19 protein-coding genes and 1 other RNA gene are annotated in these 17,170 nt (G+C 65.2%); 8 read left to right on the top strand and 12 right to left on the bottom strand.

All coding sequences use genetic code 11. From position 1 onward, the window contains the following. Positions 1-2: 2 nt before the first annotated feature. Complete coding sequence (locus V5279_RS42440; RefSeq protein ID WP_166299635.1) at positions 3-422, bottom strand: HIT domain-containing protein; 420 nt, start codon at positions 420-422, stop codon at positions 3-5. 97 nt (positions 423-519) lie between these two features. On the opposite strand from V5279_RS42440, the gene ffs reads away from it, so the two are divergent. The 5 genes from ffs to V5279_RS42415 all read left to right on the top strand — a co-directional run bounded on the left by ffs (position 520) and on the right by V5279_RS42415 (position 4,093). Then, positions 520-616: signal recognition particle sRNA small type (gene ffs / locus V5279_RS42435), an RNA gene on the top strand. 113 nt (positions 617-729) lie between these two features. Beyond that, positions 730-2,571, top strand: coding sequence for a DNA polymerase III subunit gamma/tau (locus V5279_RS42430; protein ID WP_338692879.1), 1,842 nt, complete (start codon positions 730-732; stop codon positions 2,569-2,571). A 21-nt stretch (positions 2,572-2,592) separates the two neighbouring features. Continuing rightward, complete coding sequence (locus tag V5279_RS42425) at positions 2,593-2,913, top strand: YbaB/EbfC family nucleoid-associated protein (protein WP_166299634.1); 321 nt, start codon at positions 2,593-2,595, stop codon at positions 2,911-2,913. Further along, positions 2,914-3,519 (top strand): recombination mediator RecR, encoded by a 606-nt coding sequence (gene recR / locus V5279_RS42420; protein WP_338692876.1) that lies wholly within the window; start codon positions 2,914-2,916, stop codon positions 3,517-3,519. It abuts the gene before it with no gap. 145 nt (positions 3,520-3,664) lie between these two features. Next, positions 3,665-4,093 (top strand): hypothetical protein, encoded by a 429-nt coding sequence (locus tag V5279_RS42415; protein ID WP_338692874.1) that lies wholly within the window; start codon positions 3,665-3,667, stop codon positions 4,091-4,093. A gap of 195 nt (positions 4,094-4,288) precedes the next feature. On the opposite strand, the gene V5279_RS42410 is transcribed toward V5279_RS42415, so the two are convergent. From V5279_RS42410 to V5279_RS42400, 3 genes are all read right to left on the bottom strand, one after another. After that, the gene (locus V5279_RS42410; protein ID WP_338692872.1) at positions 4,289-5,662 is read right to left on the bottom strand and encodes an AmpG family muropeptide MFS transporter; all 1,374 of its coding nucleotides are present in this window, start codon (positions 5,660-5,662) and stop codon (positions 4,289-4,291) included. Between the two features lie 78 nt (positions 5,663-5,740). After that, the gene (locus V5279_RS42405; protein WP_338692870.1) at positions 5,741-6,046 is read right to left on the bottom strand and encodes a GIY-YIG nuclease family protein; all 306 of its coding nucleotides are present in this window, start codon (positions 6,044-6,046) and stop codon (positions 5,741-5,743) included. Between the two features lie 94 nt (positions 6,047-6,140). Next, complete coding sequence (locus tag V5279_RS42400) at positions 6,141-7,349, bottom strand: DNA recombination protein RmuC (protein WP_338692868.1); 1,209 nt, start codon at positions 7,347-7,349, stop codon at positions 6,141-6,143. A gap of 170 nt (positions 7,350-7,519) precedes the next feature. Between V5279_RS42400 and def the strand changes: the two genes are divergently transcribed. The 3 genes from def to truA all read left to right on the top strand — a co-directional run bounded on the left by def (position 7,520) and on the right by truA (position 9,876). Next, the gene (gene def, locus V5279_RS42395) at positions 7,520-8,047 is read left to right on the top strand and encodes a peptide deformylase (RefSeq protein ID WP_166213509.1); all 528 of its coding nucleotides are present in this window, start codon (positions 7,520-7,522) and stop codon (positions 8,045-8,047) included. 156 nt (positions 8,048-8,203) lie between these two features. After that, a complete protein-coding gene (fmt, locus tag V5279_RS42390; RefSeq protein WP_338692864.1) occupies positions 8,204-9,139 on the top strand; it encodes a methionyl-tRNA formyltransferase in 936 nt (311 codons plus the stop codon). Beyond that, positions 9,139-9,876, top strand: a complete 738-nt coding sequence (truA, locus tag V5279_RS42385; protein ID WP_338692862.1) for a tRNA pseudouridine(38-40) synthase TruA — start codon at positions 9,139-9,141, stop codon at positions 9,874-9,876. Before fmt ends, truA begins: the two co-directional genes overlap by 1 nt. Positions 9,877-10,027: 151 nt before the next feature. Here the strand turns inward: truA and dapE are convergent, their stop codons facing one another. The 8 genes from dapE to yihA all read right to left on the bottom strand — a co-directional run bounded on the left by dapE (position 10,028) and on the right by yihA (position 17,142). Beyond that, positions 10,028-11,194, bottom strand: a complete 1,167-nt coding sequence (dapE, locus tag V5279_RS42380; protein WP_338692860.1) for a succinyl-diaminopimelate desuccinylase — start codon at positions 11,192-11,194, stop codon at positions 10,028-10,030. A 17-nt stretch (positions 11,195-11,211) separates the two neighbouring features. After that, entirely contained in the window at positions 11,212-11,829 is a 618-nt protein-coding gene (locus V5279_RS42375; protein WP_338692858.1) for a DUF805 domain-containing protein, read from the bottom strand. A gap of 209 nt (positions 11,830-12,038) precedes the next feature. Then, positions 12,039-12,884, bottom strand: coding sequence for a 2,3,4,5-tetrahydropyridine-2,6-dicarboxylate N-succinyltransferase (gene dapD, locus V5279_RS42370; protein ID WP_166299618.1), 846 nt, complete (start codon positions 12,882-12,884; stop codon positions 12,039-12,041). A 227-nt stretch (positions 12,885-13,111) separates the two neighbouring features. Then, positions 13,112-13,801, bottom strand: coding sequence for a pyrimidine 5'-nucleotidase (locus tag V5279_RS42365; protein WP_338692854.1), 690 nt, complete (start codon positions 13,799-13,801; stop codon positions 13,112-13,114). A 27-nt stretch (positions 13,802-13,828) separates the two neighbouring features. Beyond that, positions 13,829-14,815 (bottom strand): DUF1036 domain-containing protein, encoded by a 987-nt coding sequence (locus V5279_RS42360; RefSeq protein WP_338701703.1) that lies wholly within the window; start codon positions 14,813-14,815, stop codon positions 13,829-13,831. Between the two features lie 188 nt (positions 14,816-15,003). After that, complete coding sequence (argB, locus tag V5279_RS42355) at positions 15,004-15,897, bottom strand: acetylglutamate kinase (RefSeq protein ID WP_029083632.1); 894 nt, start codon at positions 15,895-15,897, stop codon at positions 15,004-15,006. Positions 15,898-16,123: 226 nt separating this feature from the next. After that, positions 16,124-16,492, bottom strand: a complete 369-nt coding sequence (locus tag V5279_RS42350) for a DUF423 domain-containing protein (protein ID WP_338692849.1) — start codon at positions 16,490-16,492, stop codon at positions 16,124-16,126. Next, positions 16,489-17,142: a ribosome biogenesis GTP-binding protein YihA/YsxC gene (gene yihA / locus V5279_RS42345; RefSeq protein WP_029083634.1), complete on the bottom strand. Its 654-nt coding sequence runs from the start codon at positions 17,140-17,142 to the stop codon at positions 16,489-16,491. The genes V5279_RS42350 and yihA overlap by 4 nt, the downstream gene beginning before the upstream one ends. Positions 17,143-17,170: the final 28 nt, after the last annotated feature.

Genomic DNA, 17,170 nt, shown 5'->3' with positions numbered 1-17,170 from the left:
GTTCAACCCAACCAGATGTTGCGGCGAAGCGCGCTGATGAAATTCTGCACTTCCTCGGCGTCATGCGCCAGCGGCGGCATCACGCCCCAAACGGGACGCGGCCATGCAGCGTCGCTGGTACGGCGCGCGATGACATGGACGTGAAGCTGCGGGACGAGGTTGCCGAGCGCGGCGACATTCAGCTTGTCGCACTTGGTGACCTCTTTCAGGGCCCGCGAGACGCGGGTGATCTCCGTCATCAGCTGCGCCTGCTCGACCTCGCCGAGGTCGATGATCTCGACCGCGCCGTCGCGCCGCGGCACCAGCAGCAGCCAGGGATAATGCGCATCCTTGATGACGAGCACCTTGCACAGCGGCAGGTCGCCGATGTCGATGGTGTCTTTTTTGAGCTGCGAATGCAGCGACCAATTGGAGGCGGACATGAGGGGCAAATAATGCCTTTCCGTGTTTCCACACAAGTCCCACAAAGCACGGTCAGCCCGCTTGCTTTCCGGCGGTTTTGGCCCCAAATAGGGACCGGGAGATTGGCGGTGGACGAGCCACTCGCCAACCGGGTCAGGTCCGGAAGGAAGCAGCCCTAACGAGGTCCGGATCGGGTCGCTCGTCAGTCTCCTACCTGTTTTTCCGAGCGAATCGTGCTGGAATGGCGGTCTCCGCGCCCGGCGCTCGATTTCGGCTCCTATCCGCACGCCGGCTGCAAGAGACAATTCCCAAGTTGCGGATCGATGCATGAATGACGCTGGCGACCCCTCCCAACCGTCCGACGGCGCAAGCCAGAGCGGCTTTGATTTGGGTGGCGCGCCGGATACGGCCAAGCCGTACCGCGTTCTCGCCCGCAAATACCGCCCCTCCAGCTTCGAGGATCTGATCGGCCAGGAGGCCATGGTCCGCACCGTCTCGAACGCGTTCGAGACCGGGCGGATTCCGCAGGCCTGGATCCTCACCGGCGTCCGCGGGGTCGGCAAGACCACCACCGCGCGCATCCTCGCCCGTGCCTTGAATTACGCGAAGCCGGACGGCTCGGTGAAGGGGCCGACCATCCATATGCCCGACCTCGGCGTGCACTGCCAGGCGATCATGGAAAGCCGGCACATGGACGTGCTGGAGATGGACGCCGCCTCCCACACCGGCGTCGACGACGTTCGCCAGATCAATGACAGCGTGCGCTATGCGCCGGCGAGCGCGCGCTACAAGGTCTACATCATCGACGAAGTCCACATGCTGTCGACGGCGGCCTTCAACGCCTTCCTGAAGACGCTGGAGGAGCCGCCGGAGCACGCCAAGTTCGTGTTCGCCACCACCGAAATCCGTAAAGTGCCGATCACGGTGCTGTCGCGCTGCCAGCGTTTCGATCTGCGCCGCGTCGAGGCCGACGTGCTGATGAAGCATCTCGGCAATATTGCCGCGAAGGAGGGCGTCGCGGTCGAACCGGAGGCGCTTGGCATCATCGCGCGCGCGGCCGAAGGCTCAGTGCGCGACTCGCTGTCGCTGTTCGACCAGGCGATCGCGCATGCCGCGGGCATTGTGAAGGCCGACGCGGTCAGGCAGATGCTCGGCCTCGCCGATCGCACCCGCGTCATCGATCTCTTTGATTCGCTGGCGCGCGGCGATCTCGCCTCAGCCTTCGCCGAATTCCGCGCGCAGTATGACGTCGGCGCCGATCCGGTGGTGGTGCTGTCCGACCTTGCCGAGTTCGTCAATTTCGTCACCCGCGTGAAGGCCGTGCCGCCGACCGCCGACAATGTCGCGTTCGGCGAGACCGAGCGGGTGCGCGCGCGCGAATTCGCCGCAAAGCTGTCGTTTCGCGTGCTGTCGCGGATGTGGCAGATGCTGTTCAAGGGCATCACCGAGGTGCAGACCGCGACGCGTCCGGCAGCTGCCGCCGAGATGGTGCTGGTGCGGATCGCCTATGTCGCCGACCTGCCGACGCCGGATGAAGCGATCCGGATGATCGAGCAGAACGGCGGTGGCTCAGCGCCCGCGACCTCAGGCTCGGCCGCGTCGCAGCCGTCGCGCGGCGCGCCGTCCTCGGCGATGTCTGCGATGTCGTCGGCGCCGGTCCGTGCCCCGCAGGGGGCGCCACGCGCCGATTTCGCCGCGCGTCCGCAGATGGCGGCGCCGGCCGCCGATGCCGCGCCGGCGCTGCGGATATCAAGCTTCCCGCAGCTGATCGCGCTCGCCGGCGAGAAGCGCGATATCATGACCAAAAGTGCGCTGGAGGCCGATGTGCGGCTTGTGCGCATCGAGGATGGCCAGCTCGAGATCGCGCTTGAGCCGAAGGCGCAGCGCGCGCTCGTCACCGATCTGTCGCGCAAGCTCGAACTGTGGACCGGGCGGCGCTGGACCGTGATCATCTCGAACGAGGCCGGCCAGCCCACCGTACGCTCGCAGAACGAACTCGCGCGCAGCGAGCATCAGCGCGCTGCGGAAGCCGATCCGCGCGTGCAGGAGGTGCTGGCGCGCTTCCCCGGCACGAAGGTGGTCGAGGTCCGCCGCCTGGCCGCCGAGGTTCCGGTCGCGGATGCGACCGGCGAGGATCCGATTGAAACTTCCGACAGCGACGACGATTGATCAGATTATAGGAACGCACGCATGGCTGATTTTCTCGGCATGATGAAGCAGGCAGCGCAGCTGCAATCCAAGATGCAGGCGATGCAGGACGAGCTCGGCAATGTCGAGGTCGAGGGCATTTCCGGCGGCGGCCTGGTCGCGGTGCGCATGACCGCCAAGATGGACGTGAAGGGCATCAAGATCGATCCGTCGCTGATGAAGCCGGAGGAACGCGAGGTGCTCGAGGATTTGCTGGTCACCGCGCTCGGCGACGCCCGCCGCAAGGCGGAGACCGCGATGCAGGAGAAGATGATGGCTATCACCGGCGGGCTCGGCCTGCCGCCGGGATTTGGTCCGACCTAAATGGCTGCAAGCGTTGCCGGCCCCGAGATTGAACGCCTGATCCAGCTGCTGGCGCGGCTGCCCGGGCTGGGCCCGCGCTCGGCGCGGCGCGCGGCGCTGCACCTGATCAAGAAGCGCGAGGCTCTGATGACGCCGCTGACCGCGGCGTTGCAGGTCGCCATCGACAAGATCCAGGTCTGCAAGACCTGCGGAAACATCGATACACAAAATCCCTGCACGGTCTGCACCGATCCGCGCCGCGATCCCTCGATCATCGTCGTGGTCGCCGATGTCGCCGATCTCTGGGCGCTGGAACGCGCCAATGCGACCAATGGCCGCTATCACGTGCTGGGCGCAACGCTGTCGCCGCTCGACGGCGTCGGCCCGCAGGATCTCACCATCGATCAGCTGGTGGCGCGGGCGCATGCGCCTGAGGTCAGCGAGATCATTCTCGCGCTGAATGCGACCGTCGACGGCCAGACCACCGCGCATTACATCACCGACCTGCTGTCGGAGGCCAAGGTGCGGGTGACGCGGCTGGCGCATGGCGTGCCGGTCGGCGGAGAGCTTGATTACCTCGATGAAGGTACGCTATCCGCAGCCATGCGGCAGCGGACGCTGTTCTAGCGCGCGATCGAGAGCCGGCACGGCGACGTTCGCCAGGCGATCGGCGACAGCCGAAAAGATCGCGCTGAAACAAAATGATAGGGTGGATGGCGATTCGGGGACGGTCATTCACGCTCTGACGAATCTAGATACGGAACTCCTGAAAATGACGACACACCGATTCGGCGTACGCTTGGGCTTTGCGTTTCTGGCAGCCACCTTCGCCGCGCCTTGCGCCATTGCGCAGCAGAGCGACGCGCCGCAGAAGCCCGGCAAGATGATCCGGGCCGGCGACGTGCTGTCGGGAGAACTCAGCGCCCTGAAGGTGCGCGATGCCAAGAACCGTGGCAAGCGCGTCGCGACCTACCAGATCACCAGCGAGCCGCGTCGTCTGCCGCCGCCGAACGGTCTCTGCAACCTCGAGACCGGGCCGGAAACCTTCCAGCTCATTCCGACCAACGATGCCCAGGCCGCGCAGCTGAAGAGTCTTACCGGCAAGGAAATCTCGGTGAAGGTCGACGAGGTCGCCTGCGCCCAGGACGCCGGCCAGATGAGCGAAGCCATCGTCACCAAGTGGAGCGTGGTGGCGAAGTAGGGCCGTGCCTCAATTACGATGTCATCGCCCGGCTCGCCGCCTCCGCTAAAGCTTCGGGCGCCTGAACCGCAAGCCTCGTCGAAGCCTTGGCGTAGACGGGACCGGGCGATCCAGTACGCCGCGGCCTCTCGATTCAAGCACAACTGTCTCTGGAATACTGGATCACCCGCCTTCGCGGGTGATGACAGTGGAGCGTCAAATCCTCACCGGCCCCAGCTCATCAAAATGCCCGCGGCGCTGCAGCCAGGCGAGCAGGATCAGGCTCGGGATCGCGACCAGCACGCAGATCGCGAAGAACACCGGCCAGCCGACGGCCTTGGCCACATAGCCCGCGCCCGACGACAGATAGGTGCGGCCGACCGCCGCCAGCGCCGTGAGCAGCGCATACTGGGTCGCGGTGTGCAGCGGATTGCGGCACAGCGCCGAGAGATAGGCGACGAAGATCACGGTGCCGATCGCACTTGTGAAATTCTCCGCCGTGATCGCAAGCGCCAGCGCCCATTGATCGACGCCGACATGCGCGAGCCATGAGAACGAGAGGTTGGCGATCGCCTGCAGCACGCCGCCGATCCAGAGGCTGGTGGCGAGCGAATAGCGCCGCGCCACGAAGCCGCCGGCAAAGCCGCCGATCAAGGTTGCGGCAAGCCCGACGCCTTTCACGATCGCCGCGTAATCGACCTTGGAAAAGCCGATGTCGATCACGAACGGCGCGGTCATGGTGCCCGAGAATGCGTCGGTGAACTTGAACAGCACCACAAAGGCGAGCGCCGCGAATGCATCCTTGCGGCTGAGGAACTCGGAGAACGCGCCGAGCGCCGCGTGCCATACGCGTTCGGCTGCGGTCTGCGCATGCGTGACCGCCTGCGCGCCTTTCGATTGGGCCGGCTCGGTCGCAGCCAGCGCCGTGATGATGCCGATCACGACCAGCGCGGCCATCACCACATAGCCCCACATCCAGGCCGACGGGCGCGCCACTCCGGCGGACTCGAAACCGCTGACGATGAACAGCGCGCCGGCGGTCGAGACCAGCATGCCGATGCGGTAGGCCGCGACATAGGACGCCATGCCGGCGGCCTGCTCGCTTTCCGGCAGGCTTTCGACGCGGAAGGCATCGACCACGATGTCCTGCGTCGATGAGGCGGCTGCAACCAGCAGCGCGGCAAAGGCCGCGAACCATGGCGATCGCGCCGGATCGGCCATCGCCAGCACCAGGATCGTCGCGATCAGCAACAGCTGCGAGAACAGCAGCCAGCCGCGACGGCGACCGAACATTTGCGTGAACAGCGGCACATGCAGTGCGTCGACCAGCGGCGCCCAGAGGAATTTCAGCGTGTAGGGGGTGCCGATCAGCGCGAGCAGCCCGATGGTGCCGAGATCGACCCCGGCCTCCTTCATCCACACCTGCAGCGTCGAGCCCGACAGCGCCAGCGGCAGGCCTGAGGAGAAGCCGAGCAGCAGCACGATCAGCACCCGCGGCTGCAGATAGACCGCGAAGCTGTCGCGCCAGGAGGTGGCGGCAAGTTCCTGCGGCTTCGCGGACGCGTCTGACGTAGCTTCGGGTGCTGTCATAAAACCGGTGTTACCAGATTCGGCCCCAAAAAGACTGTCATCGCCCGGCTTGACCGGGCGATCCAGTATCCCAGAGGCCTATCCGCCGCCTGCGGCAATTTCCTGATAGAGGTCGTTCCAGTCCGGATTATCCTTCTCAATCAGCGAAATCTTCCACGCGCGCGGCCATTTCTTGAGCCGCTTCTCGCGATGGATCGCGCTCTCAGGATCATCGAATTGCTCGAAATAAACGAGCTTCACCACATCATATTTCTCAGTGAAACTCTCGATGAGTTTCAGTCTGTGCTCGCCGACGCGGCGAATGAGGTCATTTGTCACACCGATGTAGAGTGTGCCGCCGAGGCGGCTGGCGAGAATGTAGATGTAGTAGCTACGTGTTCCCAACTTCCGTCTCTGGGATACTGGATTGCCCGGTCAAGCCGGGCGATGACCCCGATTGGGTGGCGCGAGCGCGCTAAACAACTTCTAAAGACAACACCTACTCCCCCGCCTGCAGCTTGCGCGGGGCGGGGAACAGCTCGGGGGCGGCTGGCTTGACGAAGCGGGGGACTTCGATCGGGGTCTCGGACTTGCTGAAGTCGAGTTCCTCGATGCGGCCAGCGCGCTTTTCGATCTTGTCGGCGGAGATCAGGATCTGCCTGACGTCCTCGTTCACCTGGCCGAAATGGTTCTGCAGCTTGAGCACGCGCTCGCGCAGGCGGGCCAGATCATCGCCGAGATGCATCACCTCGTTGCGGATCTGGTCGGCGGCGTCGCGGATGCGGGCGTCCTTCAGGATCTGCTGCATCACCTGGATCGCCAGCATCAGCAGCGAGGGCGATACCAGCACGACGCGGGCGCGATAGGCCTTCTGGATCACGTCGTCGAAGCCGTCATGGATTTCGGCATAGACCGACTCCGACGGCACGAACATCAGCGCGGTGTCCTGGGTCTCGCCGGGGATCAGGTACTTCTCCGCGATGTCGCTGACATGCTTCAGCACGTCGGCGCGCAGCCGCTGGCTGGCGAATTTGCGCTCTTCGTCGCTGCGCGCATCGTGCAGCGCGGTCATGGCTTCGAGCGGGAATTTCGCGTCGATGCAGAGCGGGCGCTGGTCGGGCAGGAACACCACGCAATCCGGCCGCTTCCCGGTGGTCAGCGTGTACTGGAACTCGAACGAGCCCTTCGGCATGCCGTCCTGGACGATCGCCTCCATCCGCGCCTGGCCGAACGCGCCGCGGGATTGCTTGTTGGCGAGCACGTCGCGCAGCGTCGTGACCTGGGTGGTGAGTTCGTTGAGGTTCTTGTGGGCGTGGTCGATGATGCCGAGTCGCTCATGCAGCACACGCAGCGAATCCATCGTGTTGCGCGTGGTCTGTTCCATCGACTGGCCGACCCGGTGGGTCACCGAATCCAGCCGCTCGTTGACGGCACGGGCCATCTCGGCCTGGCGGCCGGCCAGCGCCTGCCCCATGGCATCGACCCGCCCGGAGGCCTCGCTCTGGGCTCGCAGCATGTCGGCGAGCCGCTCTTCCAGCTCGTCGGCCCGAATGGCCTGGGCCATCGCCAGTTCCGCGCTGCGCCGGCTGGCTCGTGCGATCACCACCGCGATGGCGAACAGCAGCATCAGCGCCAGCGCGCCAAGGCCGATCAACGCGTCGGAGACGCGGACCGGGAGGTCGCCGATCGTGAGGAGAATCTCGTTCATGCCAGCCGTTGTAGCCGATTCGGCGTCGCTGCCGAACGAAAAGGGAACATTTATGGTAAACGCTCCCTCAATTTTCCTGGTTAACGCTGTGTAAAGAAACGTGGTTAAGGCCGCCTTAAGGGGTTCCCGAACGCATTGACCGCATCATGCCCGCAGCTTAAATCGCGGCCATGGCTATCAGAGAAATCATCATTCTGCCGGACAAGCAGTTGCGGCTGGTGTCGAAGGCGATCGAGAAGGTGACGCCGGAGATCCGCAAGCTCGCCGACGACATGCTCGAGACCATGTATGACGCGCCCGGCATCGGGCTCGCGGCAATCCAGGTCGCGCAGCCGCTGCGGCTGATCACCATGGACCTCGCCAAGCGCGACGAGAACGGCGAGACCACGCCGCAGCCGCGGGTGTTCATCAATCCGGAGATCATTTCGCATTCGGAAGAGCTGTCGGTCTACGAAGAGGGCTGCCTGTCGATCCCCGAATATTACGAGGAGGTCGAGCGTCCGGCGCGGGTGCGCCTGCGCTTCACCGACCTCGACGGCAAGGTGCATGAAGAGGACGCCGAAGGGCTCTACGCCACCTGCATCCAGCACGAGATCGACCACCTCAACGGCGTGCTGTTCGTGGACTATCTGTCGAAGCTGAAGCGCGACCGCGTTTTCAAGAAATTCGAGAAGGCCGCCAAGCGCGCGGCGGAGTGAGTGTAGCGTGAACAGCGTTTCCGCTTGTGCGATGCGCCCTCTCCCCCCTTGTGGGGGAGAGCCGGAGAGGGGGGTAGCCGCAAGCACCGCCGTTGCGGCTACCCCCCTCCCTAACCCTCCCCCACAAGGGGGGAGGGAGCGCAGCGAGTGCTGTTGATGCCGCTCCGTCTGATCTTCATGGGCACGCCCGATTTCGCAGTGCCGACGCTGCTGGAGCTTGTGGCCCATGGCCATGAGGTCGCCGCGGTCTACACTCGCGCGCCGAAGCCGGGCGGGCGGCGCGGGCTGCAGTTGCAGCCGACGCCGGTCGAGCAGGAGGCGCGCCGCCTCGGCATTCCGGTGCTGACGCCGAAGACGTTGAAGACGCCGGAAGCGCTCGAGGAATTTCGCGCGCATGACGCGGATGCAGCAGTCGTCGTCGCCTATGGCATGATCCTGCCGCAGGCGATTCTCGACGCGCCCAGGCTCGGCTGCTTCAACCTGCACGCCTCACTGCTGCCGCGCTGGCGCGGCGCCGCGCCGATCAACCGCGCCATCATGGCGGGTGACGCCGAGAGCGGCGTGATGGTGATGAAGATGGATGTCGGTCTCGACACGGGCGACGTCGCGATGGCCGAGCGGCTGCCGATCTCAGACAGCATGACGGCATCCGATCTGCACGACGCGCTGGCGCCGCTCGGTGCCGATTTGATGGTGCGCGCGATGGGCGCGCTGCAGCGTGGCGGCTTGCAGCTTACGAAGCAGAGCGAGGACGGCGTCACCTACGCCGCCAAGATCGAGAAGGCCGAGGCGCGAATCGACTGGACGCAGCCGGCGCATGCGGTGCTGCGGCACATTCACGGGCTCTCGCCATTCCCCGGTGCCTGGTGCGAGCTATCAGGCGAAGGCGAGCCGGTGCGGCTGAAAATCCTGCGTTGCGAATTCGCCAAGGGCTCGGGCGAGCCGGGCGATGTGCTCGACGACAAATTTGCGATCGCCTGTGGCGACGGCGCGGTCCGGATTCTCGAATTGCAGCGCGCCGGCAAGGCGCCGATGAAAGCGGCGGATTTTCTGCGCGGCACGCCGCTGAAGCCGCCTGCGCGGCTCGCCTGATGCCGCGCTACAAGCTCACCATCGAATATGACGGCACGCCGTTCTCCGGCTGGCAGATCCAGGACACCGCGCCGACCGTGCAGGGCGCGCTGGAGACGGCGGTGAAAGCGATCTGCGGCGAGGACGTGCGCGTCCATGGCGCCGGCCGTACCGACGCCGGCGTGCACGCGCGCGGCCAGGTCGCGCATTGCGACATCGCCAAGCATTTTCCGCCCGGCCGTTTTCGCGACGGGCTGAACGCGCATCTGCGGCCCAATCCGATCGGCGTGTTGGCGGCGGATATCGTATCAGACGATTTCGAGGCGCGCTTCTCCGCGACCAGGCGGCACTACCTCTATCGTATCACCAACACGCGTGCGAACCTCGCGCTCGACATCAGCCGCGTCTGGCGCGTGCCGCGCGCGCTCGATGCGGCAGCGATGCACGAGGCTGCGCAGCGGTTGCTCGGCAAGCACGATTTCACCACCTTCCGCGACACCGAGTGCCAGGCCAAGTCGCCGGAGAAGACGCTCGATCAGCTCGACGTGGTCAGGGAAGGCGACGCGGTTTCGATCCTCACTTCGGCGCGCTCGTTCCTGCACAGCCAGGTGCGCTCGATGGTGGGTTCGCTGGTCTGGGTCGGCGAGGGCCGCTGGAGCGCGGACGATCTCGCTGCTGCGCTCGCCGCCCGCAACCGCGCCGCCTGCGGCCCGGTCGCGCCACCGGACGGGCTCTATCTGATGCGGGTGGATTATTAGCGGCCCCAATCCCTACTGTGCATGGGGTTGTTTTCGATGTTTTTGTCTGGCGCGAGTAGCTTCGTAGGATGGGTGGAGCGAAGCGATACCCATCATCTCACCGCGAACGCGATGGGTATCGCTGCGCTCCACCCATCCTACGGTCGCGAGGCTAGCCGAAATACCGATCCAGCACGCCCCGATATATCCGCGTCAGCTTCTCCAGATCGGCCACCGGCGTGCGCTCGTCGATCTGGTGCATGGTCTGGCCGACCAGGCCGAATTCGATCACCGGGCAATGGCTCGAGATGAAGCGCGCATCCGAAGTGCCGCCCGAGGTCGAGAGCTCCGGCTTGCGGCCGGTGATCTCCTCGATCGCAGCGACGGCGAGGTCGGTGAACGGCCCCGGCTTGGTGACGAACACGTTCGAGTTCGACGGCATCCAGTCGATGTGGGCGCGGATGCGGTTGCCGCAGGCTTTTGCCAGCCGCTCGTCGACCAGCTGCCGCAGGCTCTCCTGGGTGTGATTGTCGTTGAAGCGGATGTTGAATTTCGCCCGTGCCTGGCCGGGGATCACATTGCCGGCGGTGTTGCCGACATCGACCGTGGTGAATTCGAGGTTGCTCGCCTGGAATTGCGCGCTGCCGTGATCGAGCGGCTCGTCGCTCAGCGCCACGATCAGCCGCGAGATGTCAGGCACCGGATTCGAGGCGCGGTGCGGATAGGCGACGTGGCCCTGCACGCCATCGACCACCAGCGTGCCGGACTGTGAGCCGCGCCGGCCGATCTTGATCATGTCACCGAGTACCTCGACATTGGAGGGCTCGCCGAGCACGCAATGATCGAATTTCTCGCCGCGCTCGGCGCACCATTTCAATAGCTTGACGGTGCCGTTGATCGAGACGTCTTCCTCGTCGCCGGTGATCAGGAAGGAGATCGAGCCGTTGCCGTTGTCTTGTGGCTTGCCGCCATGGTCCTGCAGATATTGCAGCACCGCGGCGACGCTGCAGGCGATGCCGCCCTTCATGTCGACGGCGCCGCGGCCGTAGAGAAAGCCGTCCTTCACCTCGCCGGAGAATGCGCCGATCGTCCACGCTGATTCATCGCCGGGCGGCACCACGTCGGTGTGGCCGGCGAAGGTGATGTGCGGCGCGGAGCTGCCGATGCGGGCGTAGAGATTGTCGACATCGGCGGTGCCGGGGTCGGAGAACGTCACGCGATGGACCTCGAAACCTGCCGCCTTCAGCAGGCTTTCGAGAACGCCGAGCGCGCCGGCGTCGGCCGGGGTGACGGAGGGGCAGCGAACGAGATCGCGGGTGATCGAGACGGCATCATTCATGCGTCTCGCTTAACACGTCACACCGCGGGTGGACCAGCTTTGTGCGGCACCATATCGAGCTCGCTCTGCTGATCCCAGCCCCTCCCGGAGCGCGACCCACTGCCGCGGTCGCCTCCTCGCCTCTCATGGGTTTTTCCCAGCGGATTGGGACCGTATCGATTTGGGTACGACGTGCCCCGCAGGAAGGCGAGCTCGATGAAGCCCCAGATATAGAGCACGAACACGACCGAGCCCGCGGCCATGATCCAATAGGATTCGTCGGGAAGCCGGTCCGAGAATTGGCTCATGAGACCCGGGATCGCAAAGAACGGGATCATCCACCAGCCGCTCTTGTCGCGGTCGTGCAGGCGCTTGATCGAGACAGCGATATAGACCCAGACGAACAGCGCCGTTCCGCAGGCCTTGACCAGCAGCGCCGGCAATCCGGCCCAAGTCAGCGACTTGTAGCTGTCCGGGTCGAACGCCCGGAAGATGTCGTCGACATTGAAGCCAAACCCATCCTTGCTGCCAAGGCCGACCGAGACCACCAGCAGGGCGAGGAACATCATCCAGCAGACGATGATCAGCCCTGCGAGCCAGAATTTGGCCCGGTTGACGCGGCCCTTGAAGCCGAACAGGTAATTGGCCCAGTCCATGAAAAAACTCCGGGCGGCGGCAATTTTCGCGGCCCGGAGTTTTGTCGACGTCGGATGGAAATTGGTTCGATCCTCCGTTGGACCCGTCATCCTGAGGTGCGAGCGGAGCGAGCCTCGAAGGGTGAACGGCCGAGAGCCGGGCCGTCGCCCTTCGAGACGCGCTTCGCGCTCCTCAGGGTGACGGGATGAGGAATTTAGCGCAGCGCTTCTCAGTCTCGCAGCAGCTCGTTGATGCTGGTCTTGGCGCGGGTGCGCTCGTCGACGCGCTTGACGATCACGGCGCAGGCGACCGCCGGGCCGGGCTGGCCGTTCTTCAGCGGCTTGGCCGGCATCGTGCCGGGCACCACGACGGCATATTCCGGGACCTCGCCGACGAAGATCTCGCCGGTCTCGCGGTCGACGATCTTGGTGGAGGCGCCCAGGAACACGCCCATCGCCAGCACCGCGCCCTTGCGCACGATCACGCCCTCGGCGACCTCGCTGCGCGCGCCGATGAAGCAGTCGTCCTCGACGATGACGGGCTCGGCCTGCAGCGGCTCGAGCACGCCGCCGATGCCGACGCCGCCGGAGATGTGCACGCGCTTGCCGATCTGGGCGCAGGAGCCGACCGTCGACCAGGTGTCGATCATGGTGGCTTCATCGACATAGGCGCCGAGATTGACGAAGGAGGGCATCAGCACGACGTTGCGGGCGATGAAGGCCGAGCGGCGCACGATCGCACCCGGCACGGCGCGGAAGCCGGCGTCGCGGAAGCGGTTCTCGCCCCAGCCCTCGAACTTCGAGGGCACCTTGTCCCACCACGACGCCTTGCCCGGGCCGCCCGCGATCTGGCCCATGTCGTTGAGGCGGAACGAGAGCAGCACCGCCTTCTTCAGCCACTGATTGACCTTCCACTTGCCGCCGGCCTCGCGCTCGGCAACGCGAGTCTCGCCCTTGTCGAGCAGTTCCAGCGCGTGATCGACGGCCTCGCGGACCTCGCCCTTGGTCGAGGTCGAAATGCCTTCGCGGGCGTCGAACGCGGCGTTGACGGTGGTTTCGAGGGCGGCCAGCGACATCGGGACAATCCTTGGGCGTATCGGTGATTATGACGGGAATTTTGCAGGGCTTTTTCGGAATTTGGGGCAGGAGAGTCAAGGCAAACTCAACGTCGTCCCGGCGCAGCCGGGACCCATTACCACGAATGCCAGCGGTGCAGCACGATGGGGCCACAGCGCGTAGCCATACAGAGACTGATGGTAATGGGTCCCGGCCTTCGCCGGGACGACGTGTGGAGAGATCAGGGCTATCCGTTCAGCCGCTGCAAGAACCCGGTCAAATCATCCGTGACATGGTCGACATGGGCAGCGTCGCGGCCTTCGAGCTCCCAGGTCTCGCGCACCACCTCCTGGCTGCCGTCGGGCACCACCAGCACGGTGGTCATGCCGAGCTCATGCGGCACCACCAAATTGCGCGCGAGGTCCTCGAACATCGCAGCTTTCGCCGGATCGACGTCGTGCAGCCTGAGGAACTTCTGATAGGTCTGCGGCGCCGGTTTCGGCTCGAGATCGGCCGCGATGATGTCGAACACGCCGTCGAAATGGTTGGTGATGCCGAGCCGGCCCAGCACCGCATCGACATGGTCGACCGAGCCGTTGGTCAAGATCAGCTTGCGCCCGGTGAGTTTGGCGATGGCAGCCCCCATCGCCGGATTCGGCTGCAGCGGGGAATGATCGATCTTGTGCACATAGGCGAGGTAGTCGTCGGCCTGCACGCCATGCTCCGTCATCATGCCGCGCATCGTGGTGCCGTAGCGCAGATAATAGTCCTTCTGGATCCGCCGCGCGTCCTCTGGCGTCACCTTCAGCCAGTTGCTGACGAATTCGCCGATCCGCGCATCGACCTGCTGCCACAGATTGACGTGATGCGGGTACAGCGTGTTGTCGAGGTCGAACACCCAGGTCTCGACATGGCCGAAGCTGCGGGGAGTTTTCATGGTTTGCTCAATCTCTCGTCCCGCGCATCACGGCATCGCAAAGCGCAGCGTCTTGCCGCCGCTGGTCATGTCGACGGTGGTGAAGCCAAGCGCGGCGAGGCCGCGGGTGGCGCAGTCGCCCTGCTCGTTGATCTCGAACTTGCTCTCGCGGGTGCAGAGCTGCACCGCGCCGCCCCAGTTCAGCGGCTTGTCCTTGATGCGGATGGCGCGGTTGTCGCTGTCGACGGCCTCGGCGAACGAATAGATCTGCTTCGGCATGCCCGTGACGTCGGGATGCAGGCACTTGCCGGGGTCGATTCGATACCAGCCGCGGCTGGTCACCACCTTGCCGTCATCGGTCGCAACTGCGACCATCACCTTGTACTGCGTGTCGTTGCACCAGGTCAGCCCCGACGCCGACGGCTTCTGCACGGCATCGATCATGGTGGCGAAGAAATTCGGCGACTGCACGATGTCGCTGGCGAGCCCGCGGCTCCTCAGGAACGCCGACAGCGCGCTCTGGGTCTTCGGCCCGTCGACGCCATCGATCGGCGCCGCGTCGTAGCCTGCGATCACCAGCAGGCGTTGGATGCCGGCGAGCCGCGCCTGCTCATCGTCATATTCGCTGTCCTCGGCGAGATAGGCGACGAGATTGCCGTCGTCGGTCTGCGTTGGCGTGATCTGGGTAAATTGCGCCGGCGTCTGGCCGGAGCGGCATTGGCGCGCGGCGGCGATCACGAAATTGTCCTGCGCGACGCAGAGCGTGTCGGTGCCGTTCTGCGGGATCGGCGAGGCGCCGTAGACGCCGAGCGCGCGCGCATTGAGCAGCACGCGGTCGGCGGTCAGCGTGCCCTGCACCACCACCCGGCAGGTGGCGGGATCGATGCGGAACCAGCCGCGTGTCGCTGTCGCCGCCTTGTCGTCGATGCCGATCGCGGCCTCGATCACATAGCTCATGCGGTTGCAGAGCTTGAGGTCGGCATGCGCCGGCGCCGCCGAGAACAGGATTGATACCAGCGCGGCCGGCAGCGACATCGCGAGCCGCGTCGCCGGCGACCGGCGAGGCATTCTCGCCACAAGTCCCGCGATGACGGCCTTCAGAGCCTTTTCCGTTCCGATGGAATCGGAACGGGGCTCTGGATCTTTGCCTTGACGCGTTTTCTTGACGCGAACCGGTATCCACTTCGCTCGAAAACGCTCTGGTCGCGCTGCCGCGTCTGCCATTACTTATGGATCAGCGTGCCGGTGCCCTGGTTGGTGAAGAGCTCGAGCAGCACCGCGTGCTGCGTCTTGCCGTCGATGATCACGACGCCCTGCACGCCCTGTTCGAGCGCATAGATGCAGGTCTCGACCTTCGGGATCATGCCGCCGGAGATCGTGCCGTCGGCGATCAGCTTGCGGGCTTCCTTGATCGAGAGGTCCGGGATCAGTTTCTTGGACTTGTCGAGCACGCCGGGCACGTCGGTCAGCAGCAGCAGGCGCTTGGCCTTCAGCGCGCCCGCGATCGCGCCGGCAAAGGTGTCGGCGTTGATGTTCAGCGTCTGACCGTCCTGCGAGGTCGCCAGCGGCGCCAGCACCGGGATCAGCTCATAGCCGATCAGCTGATTGAGCAGCGTGAGGTCGACCTTTTCGGGGTCGCCGACGAAGCCGAGATCGACCGCCTTCTCGATGTTGGAATCCGGATCGACCATGGTGCGCGTCGTCTTCGACGCCTTCACCATGTTGCCGTCCTTGCCGGAGAGGCCCACGGCCTTGCCGCCGGCCTCATTGATGTAACCGACGATCTGCTTGTTGACCGAGCCAGCCAGCACCATCTCGACGATCTCGATGGTCGCGGCGTCGGTGATGCGCAGGCCGGCGGCGAATTCCGACTGGATGCCGAGGCGCTTCAGCATGGTCGCGATCTGCGGCCCGCCGCCATGCACGACCACCGGGTTGATCGCGGTCTGCTCCAGCAGCACGATGTCGCGCGCGAACGCCTTGGCGGTGTCCTCGGCGCCCATGGCATGGCCGCCATACTTGATGACGATGGTTTCCTCGTCATATTCCTGCATGTGCGGCAGCGCCTCGGACAGGATGCGGGCCTGATCGAGCGGGCTGATGTGCTGGTCGGTCATGGGACTGGTCTCGTCGTCAGCGGAGGGGCGCGCAGGGTTCTATCTGATTGGCGGGCGGGGCGCAAAGTGGTCTTCAAACCCTCTCCCCCTGTGCGAGAGGGTGGATCAATCGCGCAACGCGCGATTGAGACGGGTGAGGGGTCTGTCTCCGCGGATAGAGACCCCTCATCCGGCGCGGATTGCATCCGCGCCACCTTCTCCCACAAGGGGAGAAGGAAGGCAGTGATCAACGCTTCGGCCACATCGCAGCGACCGCCAGCGCCAGCCAGCTCAGGATCAGCAGCGTTCCGCCAGTCGGGGCGGCCATTGGAAACAATCCATGGCCGGCATATTGGCGCAGCACGAGGTCGCCGGCGAACAATGACGCCGCGATGACGAAACCGGCCGCTGCCGCAATTCCGAACGTGGCATGGATGACAGCGCGGTCCGCAACGGCAATGGTCGCGATGGCGGCGGGTGCATGGAACAGCAGCATCGAGGACGCCGCCGCCAGCCGCGTGGCATCAGGCATATGGGCTGCGCCCGCCGCCAGCATCACGCCGCAGGCGCCCATGACGGCGGCAACGCAGATCAGAAGGCGGGATAGGCCGTTCATCGCCGCCGTTCCTCGATCAGGCGCACCATCGCGGCGCGCAACTCCGGCATGCCGTCGCCGGTCCGCGACGAGGTCACCAGCAGTTCGGGGAACGCGGCGGGATGCTTTGCCAGCGTCGCTGACGTGTCGGCGATCACAGTCTTCAGTTCGCCTGCCTTGACCTGGTCGGCCTTGGTCAGCACGACCTGGTAGCTGACCGCGGACTTATCCAGCGTCTTCAGCACGTCGAGATCGACGTCCTTGATGCCGTGGCGCGCGTCGATCAGCACATAGACCCGCGCCAGCGTCGCGCGCCCGAGCAGGAACTTGTGGATCAGCGCCGTCCATGACGCCACCTTGGTCTTCGGCGCCGAGGCGTAGCCGTAACCGGGCATGTCGACGAGACGAAAGTCCGCGTTTTCCGGGCCCTCGAAGAAGATCAGTTCCTGGGTGCGGCCCGGCGTATGCGAGGTGCGAGCTAGCGCATTGCGGCCGGTCAGCGCGTTGATCAGGCTCGATTTGCCGACATTGGAACGGCCGGCAAAGGCGACCTCGAGGCCGGCCATCGGCGGCAGCGTCTCGATCGAGGGCGAGGCCCAGATGAATCGCCAGTCGCCGGCGAACAGCTTTCGTCCCTGCTCGATCAGCTCCGCATCGGGTTCGGTGCTCATGCGAAGGATCCCATCTCGTGGTGGCCAG

This window comes from Bradyrhizobium sp. 26S5 (assembly GCF_036923295.1).
Taxonomy (GTDB): Bacteria; Pseudomonadota; Alphaproteobacteria; order Rhizobiales; family Xanthobacteraceae; genus Bradyrhizobium; species Bradyrhizobium septentrionale.
This window is presented reverse-complemented; position numbering and strand designations above follow the sequence as displayed.